At 60.4% G+C, this 20,766-nt stretch carries 21 protein-coding genes; 16 read left to right on the top strand and 5 right to left on the bottom strand.

What is annotated here, in order from left to right; all coding sequences use genetic code 11:
* Nucleotides 1-67 precede the first annotated feature (67 nt).
* From Q1A75_RS14140 to Q1A75_RS14125, 4 genes are all read left to right on the top strand, one after another.
* Complete coding sequence (locus Q1A75_RS14140) at nucleotides 68-562, top strand: TRAP transporter small permease subunit (protein WP_299549961.1); 495 nt, start codon at nucleotides 68-70, stop codon at nucleotides 560-562.
* On the top strand, nucleotides 559-1,869 hold the full coding sequence (locus Q1A75_RS14135; RefSeq protein WP_299549964.1) for a TRAP transporter large permease: 1,311 nt from the start codon (nucleotides 559-561) through the stop codon (nucleotides 1,867-1,869). The genes Q1A75_RS14140 and Q1A75_RS14135 overlap by 4 nt, the downstream gene beginning before the upstream one ends.
* Nucleotides 1,870-1,936: 67 nt before the next feature.
* A complete protein-coding gene (locus tag Q1A75_RS14130; RefSeq protein ID WP_299549967.1) occupies nucleotides 1,937-2,680 on the top strand; it encodes a 3-oxoacyl-ACP reductase family protein in 744 nt (247 codons plus the stop codon).
* Nucleotides 2,677-2,997, top strand: coding sequence for a cupin domain-containing protein (locus tag Q1A75_RS14125; protein ID WP_299211619.1), 321 nt, complete (start codon nucleotides 2,677-2,679; stop codon nucleotides 2,995-2,997). Before Q1A75_RS14130 ends, Q1A75_RS14125 begins: the two co-directional genes overlap by 4 nt.
* A gap of 56 nt (nucleotides 2,998-3,053) precedes the next feature.
* Here Q1A75_RS14125 and Q1A75_RS14120 read toward each other — a convergent pair whose 3' ends face one another.
* Nucleotides 3,054-3,812 carry a YHYH protein gene (locus Q1A75_RS14120; RefSeq protein ID WP_299549970.1) on the bottom strand — a complete coding sequence of 253 codons (759 nt, stop codon included), beginning with the start codon at nucleotides 3,810-3,812 and terminating at the stop codon, nucleotides 3,054-3,056.
* A gap of 327 nt (nucleotides 3,813-4,139) precedes the next feature.
* Here Q1A75_RS14120 and Q1A75_RS14115 point away from each other — a divergent pair, with 327 nt between their 5' ends.
* A complete protein-coding gene (locus Q1A75_RS14115; RefSeq protein WP_299549973.1) occupies nucleotides 4,140-5,120 on the top strand; it encodes a sterol desaturase family protein in 981 nt (326 codons plus the stop codon).
* A 194-nt stretch (nucleotides 5,121-5,314) separates the two neighbouring features.
* On the opposite strand, the gene Q1A75_RS14110 is transcribed toward Q1A75_RS14115, so the two are convergent.
* Together Q1A75_RS14110 and Q1A75_RS14105 are read right to left on the bottom strand one after the other, a co-directional pair.
* A complete protein-coding gene (locus tag Q1A75_RS14110; protein ID WP_299549976.1) occupies nucleotides 5,315-5,857 on the bottom strand; it encodes a hypothetical protein in 543 nt (180 codons plus the stop codon).
* Nucleotides 5,854-6,798, bottom strand: coding sequence for an aspartate carbamoyltransferase catalytic subunit (locus Q1A75_RS14105; protein WP_299549979.1), 945 nt, complete (start codon nucleotides 6,796-6,798; stop codon nucleotides 5,854-5,856). Before Q1A75_RS14105 ends, Q1A75_RS14110 begins: the two co-directional genes overlap by 4 nt.
* Before the next feature lie 129 nt (nucleotides 6,799-6,927).
* Between Q1A75_RS14105 and Q1A75_RS14100 the strand changes: the two genes are divergently transcribed.
* The 5 genes from Q1A75_RS14100 (at nucleotide 6,928) to Q1A75_RS14080 (ending at nucleotide 14,025) form a co-directional block, all read left to right on the top strand.
* Nucleotides 6,928-7,701 (top strand): uracil-DNA glycosylase, encoded by a 774-nt coding sequence (locus Q1A75_RS14100; RefSeq protein WP_299549982.1) that lies wholly within the window; start codon nucleotides 6,928-6,930, stop codon nucleotides 7,699-7,701.
* Entirely contained in the window at nucleotides 7,698-8,318 is a 621-nt protein-coding gene (locus Q1A75_RS14095) for a LysE family translocator (protein WP_299549985.1), read from the top strand. The genes Q1A75_RS14100 and Q1A75_RS14095 overlap by 4 nt, the downstream gene beginning before the upstream one ends.
* Entirely contained in the window at nucleotides 8,315-8,857 is a 543-nt protein-coding gene (moaB, locus tag Q1A75_RS14090; protein ID WP_299549988.1) for a molybdenum cofactor biosynthesis protein B, read from the top strand. The genes Q1A75_RS14095 and moaB overlap by 4 nt, the downstream gene beginning before the upstream one ends.
* A 95-nt stretch (nucleotides 8,858-8,952) precedes the next feature.
* A complete protein-coding gene (locus tag Q1A75_RS14085) occupies nucleotides 8,953-10,410 on the top strand; it encodes an HlyD family efflux transporter periplasmic adaptor subunit (RefSeq protein ID WP_299549991.1) in 1,458 nt (485 codons plus the stop codon).
* Entirely contained in the window at nucleotides 10,411-14,025 is a 3,615-nt protein-coding gene (locus Q1A75_RS14080) for an efflux RND transporter permease subunit (RefSeq protein ID WP_299549992.1), read from the top strand.
* Here Q1A75_RS14080 and Q1A75_RS14075 read toward each other — a convergent pair.
* Nucleotides 14,022-14,834 carry a protein-disulfide reductase DsbD domain-containing protein gene (locus Q1A75_RS14075; RefSeq protein ID WP_299549993.1) on the bottom strand — a complete coding sequence of 271 codons (813 nt, stop codon included), beginning with the start codon at nucleotides 14,832-14,834 and terminating at the stop codon, nucleotides 14,022-14,024. The genes Q1A75_RS14080 and Q1A75_RS14075 overlap by 4 nt on opposite strands.
* Before the next feature lie 174 nt (nucleotides 14,835-15,008).
* Here Q1A75_RS14075 and Q1A75_RS14070 point away from each other — a divergent pair, with 174 nt between their 5' ends.
* Nucleotides 15,009-15,563, top strand: coding sequence for a YqgE/AlgH family protein (locus tag Q1A75_RS14070; protein ID WP_299550141.1), 555 nt, complete (start codon nucleotides 15,009-15,011; stop codon nucleotides 15,561-15,563).
* On the opposite strand, the gene Q1A75_RS14065 is transcribed toward Q1A75_RS14070, so the two are convergent.
* Nucleotides 15,560-16,495 carry an L-threonylcarbamoyladenylate synthase gene (locus Q1A75_RS14065; protein ID WP_299549994.1) on the bottom strand — a complete coding sequence of 312 codons (936 nt, stop codon included), beginning with the start codon at nucleotides 16,493-16,495 and terminating at the stop codon, nucleotides 15,560-15,562. The genes Q1A75_RS14070 and Q1A75_RS14065 overlap by 4 nt on opposite strands.
* Before the next feature lie 134 nt (nucleotides 16,496-16,629).
* On the opposite strand from Q1A75_RS14065, the gene Q1A75_RS14060 reads away from it, so the two are divergent.
* From Q1A75_RS14060 to Q1A75_RS14040, 5 genes are all read left to right on the top strand, one after another.
* Nucleotides 16,630-18,336, top strand: a complete 1,707-nt coding sequence (locus Q1A75_RS14060; RefSeq protein WP_299549995.1) for an acyl-CoA dehydrogenase — start codon at nucleotides 16,630-16,632, stop codon at nucleotides 18,334-18,336.
* On the top strand, nucleotides 18,336-19,382 hold the full coding sequence (locus Q1A75_RS14055; protein ID WP_299549996.1) for an MBL fold metallo-hydrolase: 1,047 nt from the start codon (nucleotides 18,336-18,338) through the stop codon (nucleotides 19,380-19,382). The genes Q1A75_RS14060 and Q1A75_RS14055 overlap by 1 nt, the downstream gene beginning before the upstream one ends.
* Before the next feature lie 12 nt (nucleotides 19,383-19,394).
* Nucleotides 19,395-19,853: a DUF6173 family protein gene (locus Q1A75_RS14050; RefSeq protein WP_299549998.1), complete on the top strand. Its 459-nt coding sequence runs from the start codon at nucleotides 19,395-19,397 to the stop codon at nucleotides 19,851-19,853.
* An 82-nt stretch (nucleotides 19,854-19,935) separates the two neighbouring features.
* Entirely contained in the window at nucleotides 19,936-20,070 is a 135-nt protein-coding gene (locus tag Q1A75_RS14045; RefSeq protein WP_299550000.1) for an aa3-type cytochrome c oxidase subunit IV, read from the top strand.
* A 40-nt stretch (nucleotides 20,071-20,110) separates the two neighbouring features.
* On the top strand, nucleotides 20,111-20,716 hold the full coding sequence (locus tag Q1A75_RS14040) for a hypothetical protein (RefSeq protein ID WP_299550001.1): 606 nt from the start codon (nucleotides 20,111-20,113) through the stop codon (nucleotides 20,714-20,716).
* Nucleotides 20,717-20,766 lie beyond the last annotated feature (50 nt).

The raw sequence follows: 20,766 nt of genomic DNA, 5'->3' as shown, positions 1-20,766 counted from the left end.
CCGGCTAAGGCCGCCGCCCACCGACCCAGTTGATCTCGTTTCGGGACACTCCCGCACAGGACAGAATATGTTTGGACGACTTCTGGATCGGTTCTGCATCGGTCTGCGCATCTTGCTGGGAGTGTTGATGGGCGTTCTCGCAATCCCGGTCGCGATGCAGGTGATCTCTCGTTATACGGGTCTGATCCCCACGTACCTTTGGACCGAGGAACTAGCGACCTTCATCTTCATATGGATCGTCATGATAGGGTCCATGGTGGCCGTCTGGGATGGAACACATTTCGACGTGCGTGTGATCCCGGATGCCAGACGACCCCTTTTGCGCTTGATCCAAAACGGGATCGTTCATGTGGCGATCCTCACATTCGGACTTCTGTTTGCCGTATACGGAATCGAATACGCTGAATTTGGCAGCAACCAAAGATCGGTGATGATGCGCGCCAACCTCTTGATTACTCACATCTCCCTACCTGTTGTCGGTGTGATCTGGTCCATTTTTGCCAGCTACAAGCTTACACAAGAGATCGCGGTGTACCGCCAACACGCCGGAGATTTCCGATGATCCTCGATACCGCCACTGCGAGTCTCATGTTGATTGCAGGCTTTCTTGTTCTCATCGTTATCCGGATTCCCGTGGCCTTCGCACTTGGTCTGTCTACGGTTCCGGTTGTGTTGATCGAATTGCGCCTGACGCCATTTATCGTGCTGGACCGGATGTTCCAGTCCTACAACTCTTTCATCCTCCTTGCTGTCCCTTTCTTCCTTCTTGCAGCGAACTTGATGAATAGCGGCAAGGTCACGGACAGGCTGATCGAATTGGCTCGCGTGCTCACTGGCTGGATGCCCGGCGGGCTGGGGCATGTGAACGTGGCCGTGTCCATGTTGTTCGCCGGTATTTCGGGTTCGTCCACGGCGGATGCGGCGGGAATCGGCAAGATCCTGATCCCGGCCATGCAGAAAGAGGGCTACGATACGCGCTTTGCCGTCGCGATTACCGCCTGCTCCTCCGTGATGGGGGTGATCATTCCGCCCTCCATCCTGATGATTGTCTGGGGTGGGGTGATGCAGGTGTCCGTTGGAGCACTCTTCCTCGGCGGTGCGGTGCCCGGGCTGATGATCGGATTGGCCCTGATGGCCACGGTCTATGGTTTCGCAAAGGTGCGCGACTATCCGGTGACCGCGCGGCCGAACTGGCGCGAATTCATGGCGGCTTGGAAGGGGGCGGCGCTTGCGTTGCTCACACCGGTCTTCGTTATCGGTGGCATCGTCGGCGGTATTGTCACGCCGACCGAAAGCGCCATCATCGCGGCGGGTTATGCCCTAGTGTTGGGAATGTTCGTCTACCGCACTGTTAAGCCTCGCGATCTTGGGTTCATCCTCTACGATACAGCTCGGTTTGCAGCCATTTCGCTGTTCGCCATCGGGACAGCAACGGCTTTCGGCTGGCTTTTATCTTTTTACAACGCACCGCGTCTGATTGTCAGCATCTTGACAGCGTGGGAATTTGGCCCCTTCGGTACAGCGCTTGTCATCGCTGCTTTGTTCCTGATCTTCGGGCTGTTCATCGATGCGATCCCGACGATCATCATTCTCGGCACGGTTCTGATGCCCGTGGCGCAGGCCGGTGGCGTTGATCCCATCGCCTTTGCCATCATAGGTATCGTTTCGCTCGCTTTTGGGTTGGTCACGCCTCCCTATGGGCTGTGTCTGCTTATCTCGTCGGCCATCGGGGGGCTGAACGTCGTGCAGGTGCTGCGCGAGGTGGTGATTATCCTGGCCCCGATGCTGGCGATCCTGATCATCCTGGCCGCAGTTCCAGAGATCATTTTGTGGCTTCCCAGAATGCTCATGCCGGGGGCGTTTCCCTGACACAGGGGCACCCCTTTCACCACTACCCCCGGGCCGCACCATGCCCGCCCTGACAGGAGAGACTTTTATGAAACTTGCAGGCAAAACAGCCATCGTGACTGGAGGCGGGCGTGACATCGGTCGTGCTGTCGCCGTGAAACTGGCCTCCGAGGGGGCCAATGTCGTCATAAACTACTTTGCCAGCTCGGCTGGCGCGAACGAGACGATCAAGCAAATTGAAGCGGTGGGCGGCAGGGCAATCGCTGCCCAAGGCGATCTGAACATTGCTGCGGATATTGAGGCACTGGTGTCACAGACCGTTGAGGTCTTCGGCGGTGTGGACATCCTTGTAAACAATGCGGGCGGCCTGATCGCGCGCAAAGCGATCGTCGAGATGGATTTGGACCACTGGAATGCAGTCATGTCCTTGAACCTGACAAGTACATTCCTGATGACGAAGGCCTGCCTCGCCCACATGACACAAGGGACGATCGTCAACCTCGCCAGCCAGGCAGGGCGCGACGGGGGGGGACCGGGCGCAGTTGCCTATGCCACGTCCAAGGGGGCCGTCATGACCATGACACGTGGCCTCGCCAAAGAGCTTGGCCCGGACATCCGCGTCAACGCACTTTGCCCCGGCATGATCGATACCGATTTTCACAACATCCACACGTCGGATGCGGGCCGCCGCGGGTTCGAAGCGAATGCCCCGCTCAAGCGGCAGGGCCATGTCGAAGATGCTGCGAACCTGGTGCTGTTCCTCGCCTGTGATGACAGCGCCTTCCTGACCGGAACAAACATCGACATCAACGGCGGCATGCTGTTTTCATGACCGGCACTCCGAACCATCCGGTCGTTCAGACGGGCGAGGGCGTCACACGGCAAGTGCTGGCTGACCACCCCCAGATGATGGTGGTGGCCTTCCGTTTCTCAGCGGAAGGCGCCATCGGCGCGTTGCATGATCATCCCCACGTTCAATCCACCTACGTGGAGAGCGGGCGCTTCGAATTCACGCTTGGCGACACCACACGCGTCGTTGGCCCGGGCGACAGTTTTGTCATTCCATCGGGGCAGACACATGGATGCGTCTGCCTCGCGCCCGGGACGCTGATCGACAGCTTCACGCCCCGGCGCGACGATTTCCTGTAGGGTTCCGTCACGGCCGGAGCGTCAGCGTGACCGTCTCGCGCGGATGCCGAGTTCGGTTATGGACGGGTCATGAAGCGTGGGTTCACGACGCCTTTGAAGCACCGCGGAAAGTACGGGTAGGTATCAGTTGCAAAGTAGGTGTAAACGCCATCCATGCGCGCGCCATTGCACTCATCCAAGGCGCTTGATCCTGCCGTGTATTCAAAATCCTCTTCGAAAGTACCGTCATATGGCCCAAACGGCGCAGTTGGTCGCGTGCCGGACTTCAGCTGCCAGGACGACTTGGCCACGTCAGGGAGGTAATGTATCTCGAAACCGTCCGGTGCGAAACCAATCAAGGTTCCATCCATGGACCCAAGGTAGTCCTCCGATACGCCGTGATAATGATATAGCCCTGACCGATCGACATGAGCATTCTGCCGATCCATACCAAGTCGTCTGGGGTCGTGCATTGCTTGCTGCCTCCATCCGCTTGCTGGATTGTCGCCAATGTTCCCGCGACCGTTCGGATCGTAGTAACCAGCCGTATACGGGCGGAACGGGACACCGGTGAGCGAAACACCGACAGTCATCAATTCGTGGGTGACGTTCTGCGCCATCTGCGGTTCGGTCGGAAAGCAAAAGCTGAGTGTTTGTTCACGGAAAGTGTTGGGGTTTGCCTGATTTGGGAAGCGTCCCATATCATGATTTGGCGCCCCGTTCGATGTGATGCAAGTCGTGTCCCCGTCGGTGAAAGTCTCGGACTGGTTGTCATGTGCGAATGCAGTCGCAGGCAATATGGTCAATGTGGCGAGAATTGCGGTGATCCGGTTCATGTGTCGGCTCCTTATTGCGCCTTGCATGAGTTGAACGGATGCGAGCCTGGTTTCTGTCGCATGTAGGCCCATTGCCACATACAGCGTTACGTCACCCCGGCGCGATCATAAACGGAATTGCTTGGCATCTACGGCAGGAATTCCGGCGAAATCGCCGACCCGCAATGTTGCGGTAACGCAGGGCTGTCGTGAAATAATCCATTGCTCTAGGGGGTATTGCTGTCACATCCTCGGACAACCAGTTTTTGGTGCTTATTAAACACTGTTCTTCATGGCGCGTGACGCTGCGCAGAATGAACTTAGCGTTTCTTGACAGAGGGTCCGATAATGTCCGATGCACCGCTAAAAGGTTGGAACCACGTCCCCGATGTGCCGCTTCAGGTATCGCCGTTTTTCACGTGGCCCCTGCGGCCCAAAGCAATGCTGGCCTGGGTCTGGAATTCGTGGTTCCTGATCACGGAACGGCTCATTATCGTTGGGGTGGCCGTCCTCTCGATCACTTTTTTCCAGCCGCCGCTCGAGGAGACAAAGACATTCGCGCTTGGTTGGATCGCAGAGATGTACGTGCGCAACCTCATCCTGATGGCCTTTGTCGCCGGGGGGCTGCATCTCTATTTCTACACCTTCACCAAACAGGGGCAGCGCCTGAAATATGACCCGCGCCCGCTGATGAAGAACGGCAAACAGTTCACGCTTGGGGGGCAGATCCGGGACAACATGTTCTGGACGTTGGTCAGTGGTGTGACGATCTGGACGGCCTACGAAGTGCTGCTGTTCTGGGCGCTGGCCAACGACCCTGCGCCAATGCTGACGTGGGCGGCAAACCCGATCTGGTTCATCGCGCTCTTCTTCTTGATCCCGGTCTGGGAAAGCTTCTATTTCTATTGGATCCACCGGCTCCTGCACATCCCGTTCTTCTACAAGCATGTGCACGCCCTGCATCACCGCAACATCAATGTGGGGCCGTGGTCTGGCATGTCGATGCATCCGGTGGAACATGTGATTTTCCTCGGGTCGGTCCTGATCCATTTCATCGTGCCTGCGGGTCCCGTGCACATCCTGTTTCACCTGCAATACTACGCGTTGACGGCTGCGACGACGCATACCGGCTTCGAGGGGCTGGTGGTGAAGGATGAGAACCGGCTAAAACTTGGCACTTTCCACCACCAGATGCATCACCGTTATTTCGAGTGCAATTACGGCTCGCTTGAACTGCCTTGGGACAAGCTGTTTGGATCCTTCCACGATGGGACGGAAACGTCGAATGAGAAGATCAAGGAAAGACGCAAAATGATGAGTGGATCCTGAGATCGGATCGACCCGGATTTCCAAGATTTCATGGTCAGAACAGTCATACGGTAATTTCAGAGAGTGCGCAGATCGCTGTCCAACGGTTGATCATTGAACCCGTCGCGCTTGGTCAAATGATTGGCTATTCCCAACGTTTCATCTGGCTCGCGTGAAGGCTTGAGGCTCGGGACCGGTGCCCGGCAACCACGCGCTTACCCACCAATCCGGATCATCACCCAGGTCAGAAGCCCAAGAACAAGCAGGGCGATCATGGCGATCCGGCCAGACATGGCGGCGTCGGATGGTTTTTTCTTCACCGTTTCGGGCGGGGCCGAGTAGGGTTTGGCACTGTCCGCCTCGACCGTTTCGGTCGCGCGCCAGTCGGTGCGGACCTCGCCATATGTGCCAATCAGCGTCAATGCAGCGACTGGCTCCAACACCGTCTCGCGGTCTTCGAATGCGAGCGAGAAGACGATCATTACCCAGCCGCCAAGCTTGTCCAGCTTAGCCTTGTCGGGCGACAGCTGTTCTGCTGCTACGGCGTTGCCTTCGGCAAGGTACCCCACAAGTCCGACACCTTCTAGGTCCGAAACGGGAAACACCTCGACCTGGTTCGCATCGACCGATGTCCCAAGGGCCGCATCAATCGCGTCGGAGTCGTCTTTGAGCGCCCGCGCATCCTGATCTGTCATGGACAGGGCAAAGACCCGGATCACCCCACGCTCATTGGGTGGAATGCGCAAGTCTGCGCTCATGCCGCGCCCTGCACGCTGCGCAGGTTGCGCGCCAATAGGTCCATCGCGGCCATCCGCACGGCAACGCCCATTTCGACCTGGTCCTGAATAACCGAGCGGTTGATATCGTCGGCCAGCGTGCCGTCAATCTCTACCCCGCGGTTCATTGGGCCCGGATGCATAACGATGGCGTCGGGTTTGGCGTTCGCCAGCTTGTCTGCATCAAGGCCGAAGCGGTGATAGTATTCACGCTCGGACGGGATGAACCCACCGTCCATCCGCTCACGTTGCAGGCGCAACATCATGACCACATCCACATCTTCGAGGCCCTTGGCCATGTCATCATAAACTTCGACACCGAACTCGGCGATGCCTGCGGGCATAAGCGTTGGCGGGCCGATCAAGCGAATGCGGTTCTCCATCTTGCCTAGCAGGATGATGTTTGACCGTGCCACACGGCTATGGGCGATGTCGCCGCAGATCGCGATGTTGAGCCGGTGCAGCCGCCCCTTCGCCCGCCTGATTGTCAGTGCGTCCAGCAACGCCTGGGTCGGGTGTTCGTGACGCCCATCGCCCGCGTTCAAAACCGCGCAATTCACTTTCTGTGCCAGAAGGTCCACAGCGCCTGAATGCGGGTGCCGCACCACCAGCAGGTCAGGATGCATCGCATTCAGCGTCATGGCGGTGTCGATCAGCGTCTCGCCTTTCGTAATGGACGAGGCCTGCATCGCCATGTTCATCACGTCTGCGCCCAGCCGTTTGCCCGCCAGTTCGAAACTCGCCTGCGTGCGGGTGGAATTTTCAAAGAACATGTTGATCTGGGTCAGACCGGCCAGCGCGTCGCTGTGCTTTTGGGCGGCGCGGTTGAGGTCCACGTATTCCTCGGCGAGGTCCAGAACGGTCACGATTTCCTCGGGACGCAGATGTTCAATCCCAAGAAGATGGCGGTGGGTAAAGGTCATGGGTATCCCTTGGCGTGTTCGGGCGCTTATATGCGGCGGCGGGGCTGCCCGGCAAGCCGTCGGGTTGCCATATTTGAAGAACACTGAATGGGCATTCCGGTTCCCGCCTTGCAGGCGTAGGATCGCCCCATGGAATCGGCGGAATATCATGGTGCCCTCGCGGCCCTTGCCTGGCAGATCGAGCTGGGCGCAGACGAGTGCATCGCCGATGCGCCAGTCAACCGCTACGACGTGCCTGCAACCGTGCCGAAGGTGGCTAAGGCCCCGGCTGCTGCACAAACGCCTGCTGCGCCGACCGCGCACAACGCAGTCGACCCGGCTTTGGTCGCGCAGCAAGTTGCATCAGCGGCGACGGATCTGGATAGCCTGCGTACGGAGCTCGCCGCCTATGATCACTGCGAGCTGAAGCGTGGCGCGCGGAACCTTGTCTTTTCCGATGGTGTGCCGGGCGCCCGCGTGATGATCGTGGGCGAGGCGCCGGGTCGCGATGAGGACATTCAGGGCAAACCCTTTGTTGGGCGGGCAGGCCAGCTGCTTGATAGAATGCTAGCAGCGATCAATCTCAGCCGGGGCGAGAGTGTCTACATCACCAATGTCCTGCCATGGCGCCCGCCGCAGAACCGTGACCCAAAGTCAGAGGAGGTCGCGATGATGCAGCCGTTCCTTCATCGTCATATCGAGTTGGCGAACCCGGACGTTCTGGTCGTTGTAGGCAACCACTCCTGTCAGGCGCTTCTGGGCAAGCGCGGGATCACCCGCCTGCGCGGTAATTGGACCGAGGCGCGCGGCAAGCCCGCGCTGCCCATGTTCCACCCTGCTTATCTGTTGCGCAATCCAGCGGCCAAGCGCGAGGCTTGGGCTGACCTGCTGAGCCTACAGGCACATCTGAGGGGCCGGGCGTGATTGATCCGATTGTCTATCTCACGTTCCTGCCTGCCGCTTTTGCGCTTGTCCTGACACCCGGCCCGGACATGCTGTTTGCGATGGCGCAGGGCTTGCGGGGCGGCAAAGGGCCTGCTGTTGCAGCGTCCGCCGGCATCGCGTCGGGTGCATTCATAAACGCGGGCCTTGCCGGGCTTGGCCTTGGTGCTTTGGTGGCTGCAGCGCCGTGGGTTTTCGGCGTCGTGCGCTGGGTCGGCGTGGCCTATCTGCTCTATCTTGCCTTCAGGACACTGATGTCGCCGCTGGTTGGCGAAAACACTCGGCCCGTGCGACCCTCGCGCGCGTTCCGCGATGGGTTGGTTGTGAACTTGTCCAATCCATCCGTGATTCTGTTCATACTTGCCTTCATCCCGCAATTCGTGGATCCCACCGGTGCTATCCTTCCGCAATTCCTGATTTATGGCGGTACCATTGCCGTGCTCGGTTTTGCCGTGAAATCGGGTGTGGGCCTGACCGCCGGTGGTCTTGGCCGCGCCTTGGCCCGCACCCCAATCATCGAACGTGTGCTGCGCTGGATCACGGCAGGCGTCTTTGGCGCCCTGGCCGCCCGCGTCGCCCTTGCCGGAGCCCGTCCATGAGCCGTATCGACGAAACACTCGACTTCATTCCCATCCGCATTGCCGTGCTCACGGTGAGCGATACGCGCAGCTCAAGTGAAGACCGGTCCGGCGACGTGCTTGTGGGGCGGCTGACAGATGCCGGCCACACGCTGGCGGACCGCAAGATCCTGCCCGATGAACGCAACCAGATCGCGGATCAACTGCGGGCCTGGTGCGACGACCCCGAGATTGATGTTGTTCTTTCGACCGGTGGCACCGGTTTGACGGGGCGCGATGTCACGGTTGAAGCGCACAGGGACGTATACGAAAAGGAGATCGACGCATTCGGCACCGTCTTTACCATCGTATCGATGCAGAAGATTGGAACATCGGCAGTGCAAAGCCGTGCTACCGGGGGCGTCTGCAATGGAACCTACCTGTTTGCTCTGCCCGGCAGCCCGGGGGCATGCAAGGACGCATGGGACGAAATCCTGAGCCGACAGCTTGATTACCGTCATCGCCCTTGCAACTTTGTCGAAATTCTACCGCGCCTAGACGAACATCAGCGACGGAAATAATGGACCAGTGCGTAACAGCTTTGTTGTTTGGACATTTCCCGGGCGCCACTAAGTTATGCTAAGATCCCGTTGGGGACGGTTAATGGCGTGAAAGAATGAGATTTTTGAGGCAAAGCCTGATCGGACTGGTACTGGCGGCACTCACCCTTGGGTTGCTCGCCTATGCGGGATCCATCGTGGGGGGGGCCATACAGGAACGGCTGGCGCGTGAGGCCAATACACCGCCCGCCCGCGAACGTGTTTTTGCCGTGGCTGTCGTGCGGGCCGAGGCCGGTACCGAAACCCCGGTGCTTGAGGCGTTCGGAGAAATTCAAAGCCGCCGTACATTGGAACTGCGCGCCGCGGCGTCGGGGCGTGTGATTGAATTGGCGGACGTGTTCGAAGATGGAGGTGAGGTCGAGCAGGGCCAGATACTGGTCCGCATCGACCCCGCAAATGCCGAAGCGGCCCTGGCCCGGGCTGACGCGGACCTGATGGATGCCGAAGCCGAATTGCGTGATGCCGATCGGGCCCTTGTCTTGGCGCGGGATGAAGAGCAGGCGGCACAGGATCAGGCCGACCTGCGCCAACGTGCCTTCCAACGGCAGGTTGACCTTGCCGAACGCGGTGTGGGTACGGCTGCGGCTGTGGAAGAGGCAGAACTGGCCGCATCGTCTGCCCGCCAAGCGGTGCTGGCGCGCAGACAAGTCGTCACATCAACAGAGGCGCGGATCGATCAGGGCCGGACACGCCTTGCCCGGGCTCGCATCGCATTGGACGAAGCACAGCGCACGGTAGACGATACAACGGTTATGGCTCCGTTTGATGGCACGCTGAACGAAACCGATCTTGTGGCGGGCCGCCTTGTGTCAAGCAATGAAAAGCTTGCGGCGCTGATTGATCCAAACGCGCTGGAGGTGGCATTTCGCCTCTCAACCGCGCAATATATTCGACTGCTTGGGGACAATGGCAGCGTGATGTCTGCACCGATGACGGCGACACTGAATGTCGTTGGTATTGATCTGACAGCCACCGGAACGGTCAGCCGCGCCAGCGCAGGTGGTGGTGACATGCAGACCGGGCGCCTGATCTTTGCTCGCCTCGACAGTGCGGTGGGATTCAAGCCGGGTGACTTTGTGACTGTTGTGGTGTCTGAACCGCCGCTGGACGAGGTGGTGCGCCTGCCAGCCTCTGCCATTGATGCGGCGAACACCGTTTTGGTGCTGGGTGAAGACAACCGACTTGAATCCGTTGAAGTCGAACTTTTGCGCCGTCAGGGTGACGATGTGTTGGTGCGCAGCGGTGACATTGTGGGTCGTGACGTGGTCGAAGCCCGCTCGCCCTTGCTGGGGCCCGGAATCTCGGTGCGGCCCTTACGTGCTGATCAGGCCGAGGCGCAGGTTGAGCCCGAGATGCTTGAGCTGACCGATGAACGCCGCGCCCGGCTTGTTGCATTTGTAGAGGCGAACGAACGCATGCCGGCAGCAGCCAAAGAGCGTGCGTTGGCCAGCCTGAGTGAAGCGCGTGTGCCTGCACAGATGGTTGCCCGGCTCGAAAGCCGGATGGGCGGGTAGATGGTGCGTGGCATCCCCAAGGCCGCCGGAGGTGTCCTAAGCTATTTTGTGCGCCATCGCACCGTTGCCAATCTGCTCTTGCTTGTGATGCTGGTGGCCGGTGTGGCCTCTATGCCGAACATGCGGGCACAGTTCTTTCCTGATGTAATTGTCGACAACGTGAGGGTGAACGTCACTTGGGACGGGGCAGGGGCCGAAGACGTCGACGCAGGTATCGTGCAGGTGTTCGAACCGGTCCTTCTGGCCGTTGAAGGTGTCGAAAGTACTTCGTCGCAATCGCGCGAAGGGTCGGCCACAATCACGCTCGAATTCGAACCGAACTGGGACATGGGGCGGGCGGCCGACGATGTGCAAACGGCGGTCGATAGCGTCACAACCCTGCCGGACGAGGCGGATGAACCCACGGTGCGCCGTGGCGCGTGGCGCGACCGTGTGACCGATGTGGTGATCACTGGTCCGGTCAACCCTCGGCAGCTTGGGCTGTTTGCCGATGAGTTCATTGTGCGTCTCTTTGCCGAGGGGATCACGCGCACCACGATCCGTGGGGTCGCAGCGCCACAAGTTCTGGTCGAGGTGCCGTCGCTGTCACTGATCGCCAACGAAGTCACGATGTCCGAGATCGCCCAAGCCATCAACGCCGAGGTCGACACCGATCCCGCGGGCGATGTGTCAGGTGCCAATGCCCGCGTACGCACCGGCACGCAAAAACGCACACCGGAAGAGATTGCAGGCATTGTGCTGCGGTCCAATCCGGACGGGTCCAAGCTGCGCGTGCGGGACGTGGCAACCGTCACGCAACTGGGGGCCGCCCGCAACCGCAGTTACTTCGTGGGCAGCAACCCGGCCGTGTCGATCCGTGTGGACCGGACCAACAACGGTGACGCCATTGCCATGCAGGCGCAGGTGGAAAAGGTGGCTGCTGAACTGCAGTCCACGCTACCACCGTCCGTGACAGTTGATCTTATCCGCACCCGGGCTGAAGCCATCTCGGCTCGTCTCAATATCCTTGTCGATAATGCCATTGTGGGCCTCGGTCTGGTGATTTGCCTGCTGTTCTTGTTTCTGAATGCCCGTACGGCCTTTTGGGTGGCGGCGGGCATTCCTGCGGCGCTGTTCGCGGCCATCGCGTTGATGTTCCTCGGCGGGTTGACGATCAACATGGTGTCGCTTTTTGGCCTGATCATCACCCTTGGGATTGTTGTCGACGATGCCATTGTGGTGGGCGAACATGCCGACCACCGCCACCGGGCCTTGGGTGAGCAGCCGCTTGCCGCCGCAGAAAATGCGGCCCGCCGCATGGCCATGCCTGTCTTTGCCGCAACGCTGACGACTGTCATCGCCTTTTTCGGGTTGGTGGCCGTGGGCGGGCGCTTTGGCGACCTTATCCGCGACATCCCCCTTACCGTGATCGCGGTTCTGGTCGCGTCGTTGGTCGAATGCTTCCTGATCCTGCCGCATCATATGGGACACGCACTGGCTGCATCGGACAGGCTGCGGTTCAGTCGGATCAAGCTAGGCGTGGCAGTGCTGAGCGTTGCAGTCCTTTCCGCCGTGATCTCGGGTGCAGTGGGATACGCGATCTGGTCTGACAGCATTCCAACGGCTCGGGATGCGTGGCCCTACCTGCTTGCTGGCCCGACGGTGCTGGCTGCCGTCTTCCTGCTGGCCCCTCGCCGCTTCAAGGCGGATTGGGTCGCGGCCATGGGGGTCAAGGGTCTCGACACACCTTCGGTCATCGTCAACCACGGTTTTGAATGGATGCGCGAAAAGCTGTTCCGCCCGATGATGGCCGGCGTGATCACCGCCCGCTATGTCGTGCTGGCTGGCGTATGCGTCGTGCTGGCGAGCCAAGTGGCGCTGTTCATCCAGGGCGATGTGCAATGGCGCTTTTTCAACGCGCCCGAACGCGGGTCGGTCACAGGCAATTTCGCCATGCTCGAAGGCGCGACCCGCGAAGATACCCTTGCGATGATGCAGGAAATGCAGCGCGCAACCGATGCGCTGGGTGCGGAATATGAAGAGCGCTATGGCCGCAATCCGATCGACTATGTCATTGCCGAGATCGGCGGCAATGCGGGGCGCGGGCTGTCCGGGACAGAGTCCAAAGACACTGATCTGCTTGGCGGAATCTCGATCGAGCTGATCGATGCCGATCTGCGCCCTTACTCCTCATTCGCCTTTGTTGCCGATCTGCAGGACGCAGTTGTCCATCATCCGCTGGCCGAAACGATCAGTTTCCGCGGTTGGCGGTCAGGGCCGGGGGGCGATGCGCTGGATGTTGAGTTCTTCGGCAATGACACAGACACGCTTAAAGCCGCGTCCGAGGACCTCAAGCGCGCGCTTCTGCAATATCCAGAGGTCAGCGCGGTCGAAGACAACCTCGCCTATGACAAGGAAGAACTGATCCTTGACCTCACCGCGCAAGGTCAGGCATTGGGCTTTACCATCGACACACTGGGCCGCGCCCTGCGCGACCGCCTGAACGGGATCGAGGCGGCGACCTTCCCTGATGGCCCCCGCAGTGCAGAGATCCGGATCGAACTGCCCGAGGATGAGTTGACCGCGGATTTTCTCGACCGTACCCAGATGCGTACGCCTGATGGCGGATACGTCCCTTTGGCTGATATTGTCAGCGTCGAGCGGCGCAACGGCTTTTCGACCGTCCAGCGTGAAAACGGCATTCGCCTGATCTCTGTCACCGGCGACATCTCTGAAGATGACCCCGCCCGCGCGACCGAGATAAGCCGCGCGCTGGCCGAAGACATCCTGCCCACCATCGCTGCCGAACGGCAGGTCGATTTTCGCAAGGCGGGCTTGAGTGAGCAGGAAGACGAATTCCTCGACGACAGCCTGACGGGCCTGATCCTGTGCTTGACCGGTATCTACCTTGTATTGGCATGGGTCTTTGCCAGCTGGACGCGGCCAATCGTTGTCATGGCGATCATCCCTTTCGGACTGGTGGGCACCATCTATGGCCACGGTGTGTGGGACATACCACTAAGCATGTTCACGGTTGTCGGTTTGCTGGGCATGACCGGGATCATCATCAATGACAGCATCGTGTTGGTCACGACCATCGATGAGTACGCCAAGGACCGGGGCCTGTTCCCGTCGATCATCGACGGTGCGGCGGACCGGCTTCGACCGGTCATGCTGACAACTCTGACAACCGTGTTGGGGATGACGCCGCTTCTGTACGAGACATCGCAACAGGCACAGTTTCTGAAGCCGACGGTTATCACACTGGTCTACGGTCTGGGCTTTGGCATGGTGCTGGTATTGCTGGTCGTGCCGGCACTGGTCGCCGTACAACACGATGTGGCGCGACAAGTGCAGGCAATGCGGCGCGGGTTGGGATCACCAACCCCGTCGGTCCGCTGGGGCTTCACGGGGCTATGGGCGCTGGTGCTGTGCTGGTTCGGGGCAACTATGGGGTATGCTTTTGTCACCGACAGGCTGCCTGTCTACCTGACCAACATATTACCGCAACTTGCCGAACGTGACGCACTACCAACGGCACTTGTCCTGTTTGCAGCCGGGGTCATGGTGTTGGGGTTGGCCGCCTATGTGCTGGCGGCACTGGCCTTCCAGATCGTACGCCGCCGCGCCGCCTAACCGGCCGTGCAGCCGCGCACATCCACGGCATAACTGCCGCCCAGAATAGTGATGCGGACGTTTGACCGATCAACGGCAAAGGCGCCGCCTTCTGCGTGCACCATCTCGCTGACAGCGACGACAGTATTGCCGCTTCGGGTCGTGTCCGCTTCGCCTACCCAAACGCCAGGCACACCAGATTCTATGACTGCAACCTCGGTCCCACCCGTATGGGGCAGGTTTATGCGAGCCTCGATCTGCATGCCGTGCCGGGTCGGGCGCAAGCGACAGGTGGCAGATTGTACCTCTGCCTCTGCTGCGGAATAGGGCATGTCGGCCAGAGCGGCGACAATGGCCGGCGTCGGGCCCGAATCCGGGTTGTCCAGCAGCGTGTCGATGGACACCTGGTGAGGAAGGCAGACATCGGAACAGACGCCCATGGACAGCGTGGTGCGCAAACGCATGGGCTTTCCCTGCTTGGCGGGGGTGATGTGCATGGGGATCACCACCTGCTCGGTATACCCGATCGAGCGCATGCCGTTCTGAACATGCACATCCGGGGTCGGCCAGTTCAGACTTACGGCGCTGATGTTACGGGCACGGGACCAGTTGAAATGCGGGGGGATGCCCGCATCGCCCGGCGCGCGCCAATAGGTTTTCCAGCCTGGAGCCAACACCAGACGCACGGCAGCCAGACGGCGACCGTCGGGCAAATCCCAGCCCTGCAGCACTTCGGTCTGCACAATATCATCGAACCGACCCTGCGCCAGTGTCGGCACAGCAGTCATGGTAGCCAGCAAGGCGGCAAGGGGCAGGGCGCACGTTTTCATAGTTTCTAGATGCAACGCCAGACGATCAAAGCCAAGTCACGTCCCGGTCAACTTCCTGTAACGATCCGGTGCGCGGTGGCTCGCCTGCGGCACGTCTTCCGGTTGCTCCGCGCGCGGACCGGCGGCATTCTGCCATCAGAAACAACGGAACAGGCAATGACGGGCGCCTCCACACTGGATCTGACAGGGCAACTTCTGGTCGCGATGCCGGGCATGGGTGATCCTCGCTTTGACCGCTCGGTCGTATTTGTCTGTGCGCATTCCGATGACGGAGCAATGGGCTTGATCGTCAACAAGCCCGCCGCTGACATGGTGCTGGGCGAATTGCTGGACCAGATCGAGATTGCCTGCACGTCGCCAGCACGTCGCGACCCTGTGCACTTTGGTGGCCCGGTCGAAACGTCACGCGGGTTCGTTCTGCATAGCACCGATTACACGTCGCGTCTGCAAACGCTCAAAGTCGGTACCGCCTTCGGTATGACGGCAACGCAGGACGTGCTTGAGGATATTGCCATCGGTGACGGGCCAGAACGGGCGCTGGTCATGCTGGGCTATGCCGGATGGGGGCCTGGCCAGCTAGAGGCCGAGATCACCCGCAATGGGTGGCTGACGGTTGCCGCGACACCACAGCTTGTCTTTGGCACGGGCAACACGTCGAAATGGATGAAAGCGCTGAATGCGCTGGGCATCGATCCGTTGGGATTGTCGGCAGAGGCGGGGCGGGCCTAGGGCCGGGGGGCCGCTGCCCGGCGCAAACGATCGTTGATGGCGCGACCCAGACCGCATTCGGGAATGGGGGCCACGGCAATGGGTTGGTCCAAGGCATCGAGCACATGCAAGTGGTCGAACAAATTGGCCGCTGCTTCGATCAGATCCCCCGAAAGCGACAGGTTCAGATCCGAGGTCATCGGACCAAAACCCAACAGCACCTCGCCCGGATGGGTCGCGTTGGCATTCAGGCGGACGGGTGCGCCGGGGGCATAGTGCGAGGCCAGCTGACCCGGTGCCGTGATCGCATTCCCGGCTTTTGCAAGGGGGCCAACGACGCGTTCTATCTCTTCCTGCGCTAACCCGCCAGGGCGCAGCAGGGTCAGGGGATCGCCCCCAACGATGGTCGACTCCAGTCCGACAGAGCAGGGTCCAGCATCCACAATAGCATCGACCCGCCCCCGCAAGCCCGCCATCACATGGTCGGCGGTCGTTGGACTGATGCGGCCAGATGGGTTGGCAGACGGGGCCGCCACAGGCCCGTCAAAGACGCGCAGCACGTCCTGTGCGGCCGGGTGGGCCGGTACCCGCAGCGCGACAGTGTCCAGCCCAGCGGTCACCAGTGGTGACAGGCCATGCCCCCGCGCCAAAGGTGCCACCAGGGTCAGCGGCCCGGGCCAAAAGCTATTGGCAAGGGCCGCAAGCGGACCCGTGATGTCTGCATATCGGCGCGCCATGTCCAGATCCGGCACATGCACGATCAGGGGGTTGAAACGGGGCCGTCCCTTGGCATCAAAGATGCGTGCGACCGCGTGACTGTCCTGCGCATTTGCGCCCAATCCGTACACCGTCTCTGTCGGGAATGACACAAGCCGACCGGCGGCAAGCAGCCTTGCTGCCTCCGCAATCCCGCCTGCATCCGCGGGCAACAGGGTTGTCTCAGTTTCGGTCATTGGGCCTTGTCCGCTTTCTCGTGACGCCGCGTTTGAGTTGCGGTACGCCCATCAGAAACGCATTTATGATTTCAAACACGCCCCTTTAAGCGCCGTTCGTGCGCTTGCCAAGACATTGATACCGGAGCTGACCCATGCCATATCGCGCCCCCGTGGACGACTATACCTTCCTTTTCGATCATGTCGTTGGACTGGATCAGGTCGCCGCAACCGACCGTTTCGCCGATGCGACGTCCGATGTCACAACCGCGATCCTCACCGAAGCGGGCAAGCTCTGCGAGGACGTGATCGCGCCTCTACAACGCGCCGGTGACCTGCATCCGGCACAGCTGGAAAACGGTGTCGTACGGACATCGCCCGGCTATGCTGATGGGTACAAGGCAATTGCCGAAGGCGGCTGGGTCGGTATTGCGGCAGACCCTGAATATGGCGGGATGGGGCTGCCCATGACCGTCACCACGGCGGTGAACGAGATGATGTCAGCGGCCTGCCTGTCGCTGCAACTATCCCCGCTGATGACCCAAGGCCAGATCGAAGCGCTGGAGCATCACGCGTCGAATGATATCAAGGACCTGTACCTGCCCAAGCTGATCTCGGGCGAGTGGACGGGGACGATGAACTTGACCGAGCCGCAGGCGGGATCGGACGTTGGTGCACTGTCGTCCAAGGCCGAAGACAACGGCGACGGCACCTACAGCGTCTCGGGCCAAAAGATCTATATCTCCTGGGGCGACAATGACTTTACCGAAAACGTCTGTCACCTCGTTCTGGCGCGCCTGCCGGGCGCGCCGGCAGGGACCAAGGGCATCTCGCTGTTCCTGGTTCCGCGCAACATCCCGGATGAAAACGGCAACCCCGGCATCGCCAACACGCTCAAGGTGGTAAGCCTTGAGCACAAGATGGGCCTGCACGGCTCACCCACCTGTGTGATGCAATACGATGGTGCCAAGGGCTGGCTGGTTGGCGCCCCCGGGGGCGGCATGGCCGCCATGTTCACCATGATGAACAACGCACGGCTCGGCGTCGGTGGTCAGGGCGTGGGTGCGGCTGAAGGCGCATACCAGCACGCGCTGGCCTATGCGCTGGACCGCAAGCAAGGGCGGACCGAAGGCGATACCGGCACCATCATCGACCACGCCGACGTGCGCCGCATGCTGATGACGATGCGCGCCGAAACCTATGCCGCGCGCGGCATCGCACTGCTGTGCGCGAAAGCGATCGATATGACCACAGCCACTGACGACGAAACATGGAAATCCCGCGCGGCCCTGCTGACCCCGATCGCTAAGGCGTTCGGCACCGATATCGGGAACGAGGTGGCGGGCATGGGCATCCAGGTCCACGGTGGCATGGGCTTTGTCGAGGAAACGGGCGCCGCCCAATACGCACGTGACGTGCGGGTGACCACGATTTACGAAGGCACCAACGGCATTCAGGCCATGGACCTCGTCGCACGCAAGATGATGGACGGGGGCGAGGCAGCTTCCCGCATCATGGACGAGATCGAAGCAGCGGCCGAAGCTGCCCGGGCCACCTTCCCAAAGATGGCAGAAGCCGTGTGGCAGGCAAGCGAAAGTCTGCGCGAAACCACCGAATGGATGATCGCACAGAACCACCGCGTCCGCTTTGCGGGTGCCGTGCCCTACCTGCGCGCCTTTGCACGGGTGCTGGGCGGGCATATCCACCTCGCCTCGGCACTGAACGATCAGGGCGGTGCGCATGAGAAGGTGGCGCGGTTCTACATCCAGCGGCTGCTGCCCGAACATGACAGCCTGCTTGCGCAGGCACAGGTGGGCGACTACGACGTCTATGCCCTGACACCAGAAGAGTTCGCCGCCTGATGAAAGACACACCGCCCGCTGGACTGAGATACCCGTGGGCGGACGCGCCGGAGCACGGGGCCGCAATCGAAGTGGCCCCCGGTGTGCTCTGGTGCAGGCTTCCGCTGCCGATGAAGCTGGATCACGTAAACATCTATGCGCTTGACGATGGTGACAGCTGGACCGTGATCGACACGGGCTTTGCATCCAAGAAAACCAAAGCCATTTGGCACACGCTGATGGATGGCCCGCTCGGCGGCAAGCCGATCAAGCGGGTGATCGTGACCCACCACCACCCTGACCATGTGGGCCTTGCCGGTTGGTTGCAATCGGATTTCCGGGCCGAGCTGATCACCACCCGCACCGCATGGCTGTTCTCGCGCATGTTGACGCTGGATGTGCAGGAAACTCCGACGCAAGAGTCACTGGACTTCTACCGCAGTGCCGGCATGGACAAGGCGATCTTTGACCAGCGGGCTTCGGAACGCCCGTTCAACTTCGGGGATATCGTGGCGCCCATGCCGCTGGGCTACACCAGGATCAAGCAGGGCGACACTATCACCATGGGTGGGCGCATATGGGATATCCATATCGGCAATGGTCACGCGCCCGAACATGCCACGTTCTGGAGTAGGGACGACAACCTTGTGCTGTCCGGCGACCAGATCCTGCCGTCGATCAGCCCCAATATCGGTGTCTACGCCACGGAACCCATGGCCGATCCTATTGGTGACTGGCTGGAGGCGTGCGAACGGCTCAAACTGCTGGCACGCGACGATCAACTGGTGCTGGGCGGGCACAAACTGCCCTTTACTGGGCTGCCCACGCGGATGCGGCAACTGATCGACAACCATCATGGCGCGCTTTCACGCTTGATGGATTACATCGACACGCCCAAGGCCGCCTCGGATTGCTTTACTCCATTGTTCAAGCGCAACATCGGCGACGCGGAATATGGCCTCGCACTGGTTGAAGCTGTCGCGCATCTGTCGCACCTTTACCAAGAAGGGCGGGCGAGCCGCATCCGACGGGAGGATGGCGCGTGGATCTACCAGCGCGCCGAGTGACAGGAGCAGGTCATGAATGACGAGATCAAAACGGCAGCCGAAGCGGTGGAAGCCGATGCGTTGCCGCGTGCGCATGAGGTGCATTGTGACCCCGACGCGCGCAATGCCGCGGATCAACCCGTGCCCAAGGGCGTAAGCAAAACCCCGACCGAGCAGAAAAGTCCGGCCCAATGGGCCTATGAGCGCATCATCATGTACCTCAAGAATTTCGAGGAAAGCCTGGATAACGAGCACGAGGTGGCCATGGGATTCACCGGTGGCGATGCCGGTGTGCTGCGAATCGAGGGGATGGGATATTTCCCACCTGACGTGGTCACGTTTTACGGTTCAGACCCAACCGGGTCAAAAACGCAGCTGATCCAGCATGTGAGCCAATTGAACGTCATGCTGCGGGCCCTGCCGAAGGCGGTAGAACAGGCGGAGCCCAACCGGATCGGCTTCCGGCTGGCCCAAGATCTCGAAGATGAATAGGGCCGTGCCGCAAAGACGCAGTGACACACCCGGATGGATACGCTAAAGCGCGGCGCAAGCTGATTGGACAAGGGAACCGAATATGGCAGAGCATAAGGCGGGCGAGATGAACGTCGAGTCCCAGGAAAAGACATTTGATGGCTTCATGTCATGGGTCACATGGTCGGTGATCGTGATCTTGGTGCTGCTGGTCGGCATGGCCATTTTCATTTCATAAAGTGATGTTGCACCCTGCCGGGTGATCGGGGAGTTCGGGTATGCGTTGGATTGCGGTCTTGGCCGTTTGTGCTGTGGTTGCGGGATGCGCCCCGCCGCCCACCGTGTCTTACGCATCGAACGAACGCGTTGCGGCAGTCGCCTATCGCGCGCCGGGGCCCGCGACAATCACCCTGATGACAATGGTGTCGAACCGCGATGGCTCGGGTGGGCACTCGGCTCTTATGATCAACGGCAGCCAGCGTGTGATCTTTGATCCGGCGGGCTCGTTTGTGAATGACCGTGTGCCGGAGCAGGAAGACGTGCTCTATGGCGTGTCTCCCGCAGTTTTGGCGGGGTACAAAAGCGCCCACGCCCGCAGCACGTATCACGTGGTGAGCCAAACTGTTGAAGTGACGCCCGAACAGGCAGAGATCGCCTTGCAATTGGTTGAACAGAACGGGGCTGTTGCGCGGGCGTTCTGTACCAACGCAACGACCTCGCTGATGAAAAAAGTGCCCGGGTTCGAAGACATCCGCGTCACTTTCTTTCCCACAAACCTGATGCAACAGATGTCTCAGCGCCCGGGTGTGGAAGAAGAAAAGTATTTCGAAGATGACGAGGGCACGATCATCGACGGCATTGAAGGCATCGTGATCTCTGAGTGACGGGTTCGGACGCTCTTTGACTTTGTCAAAGTCGCCCCGCCCGCCGTCCC

Source organism: uncultured Tateyamaria sp. (assembly GCF_947504105.1).
Lineage (GTDB): Bacteria > Pseudomonadota > Alphaproteobacteria > Rhodobacterales > Rhodobacteraceae > Tateyamaria.
Note: the sequence above shows the minus strand (reverse complement) of the source record. Positions and strands in the feature narration are given on the sequence as shown.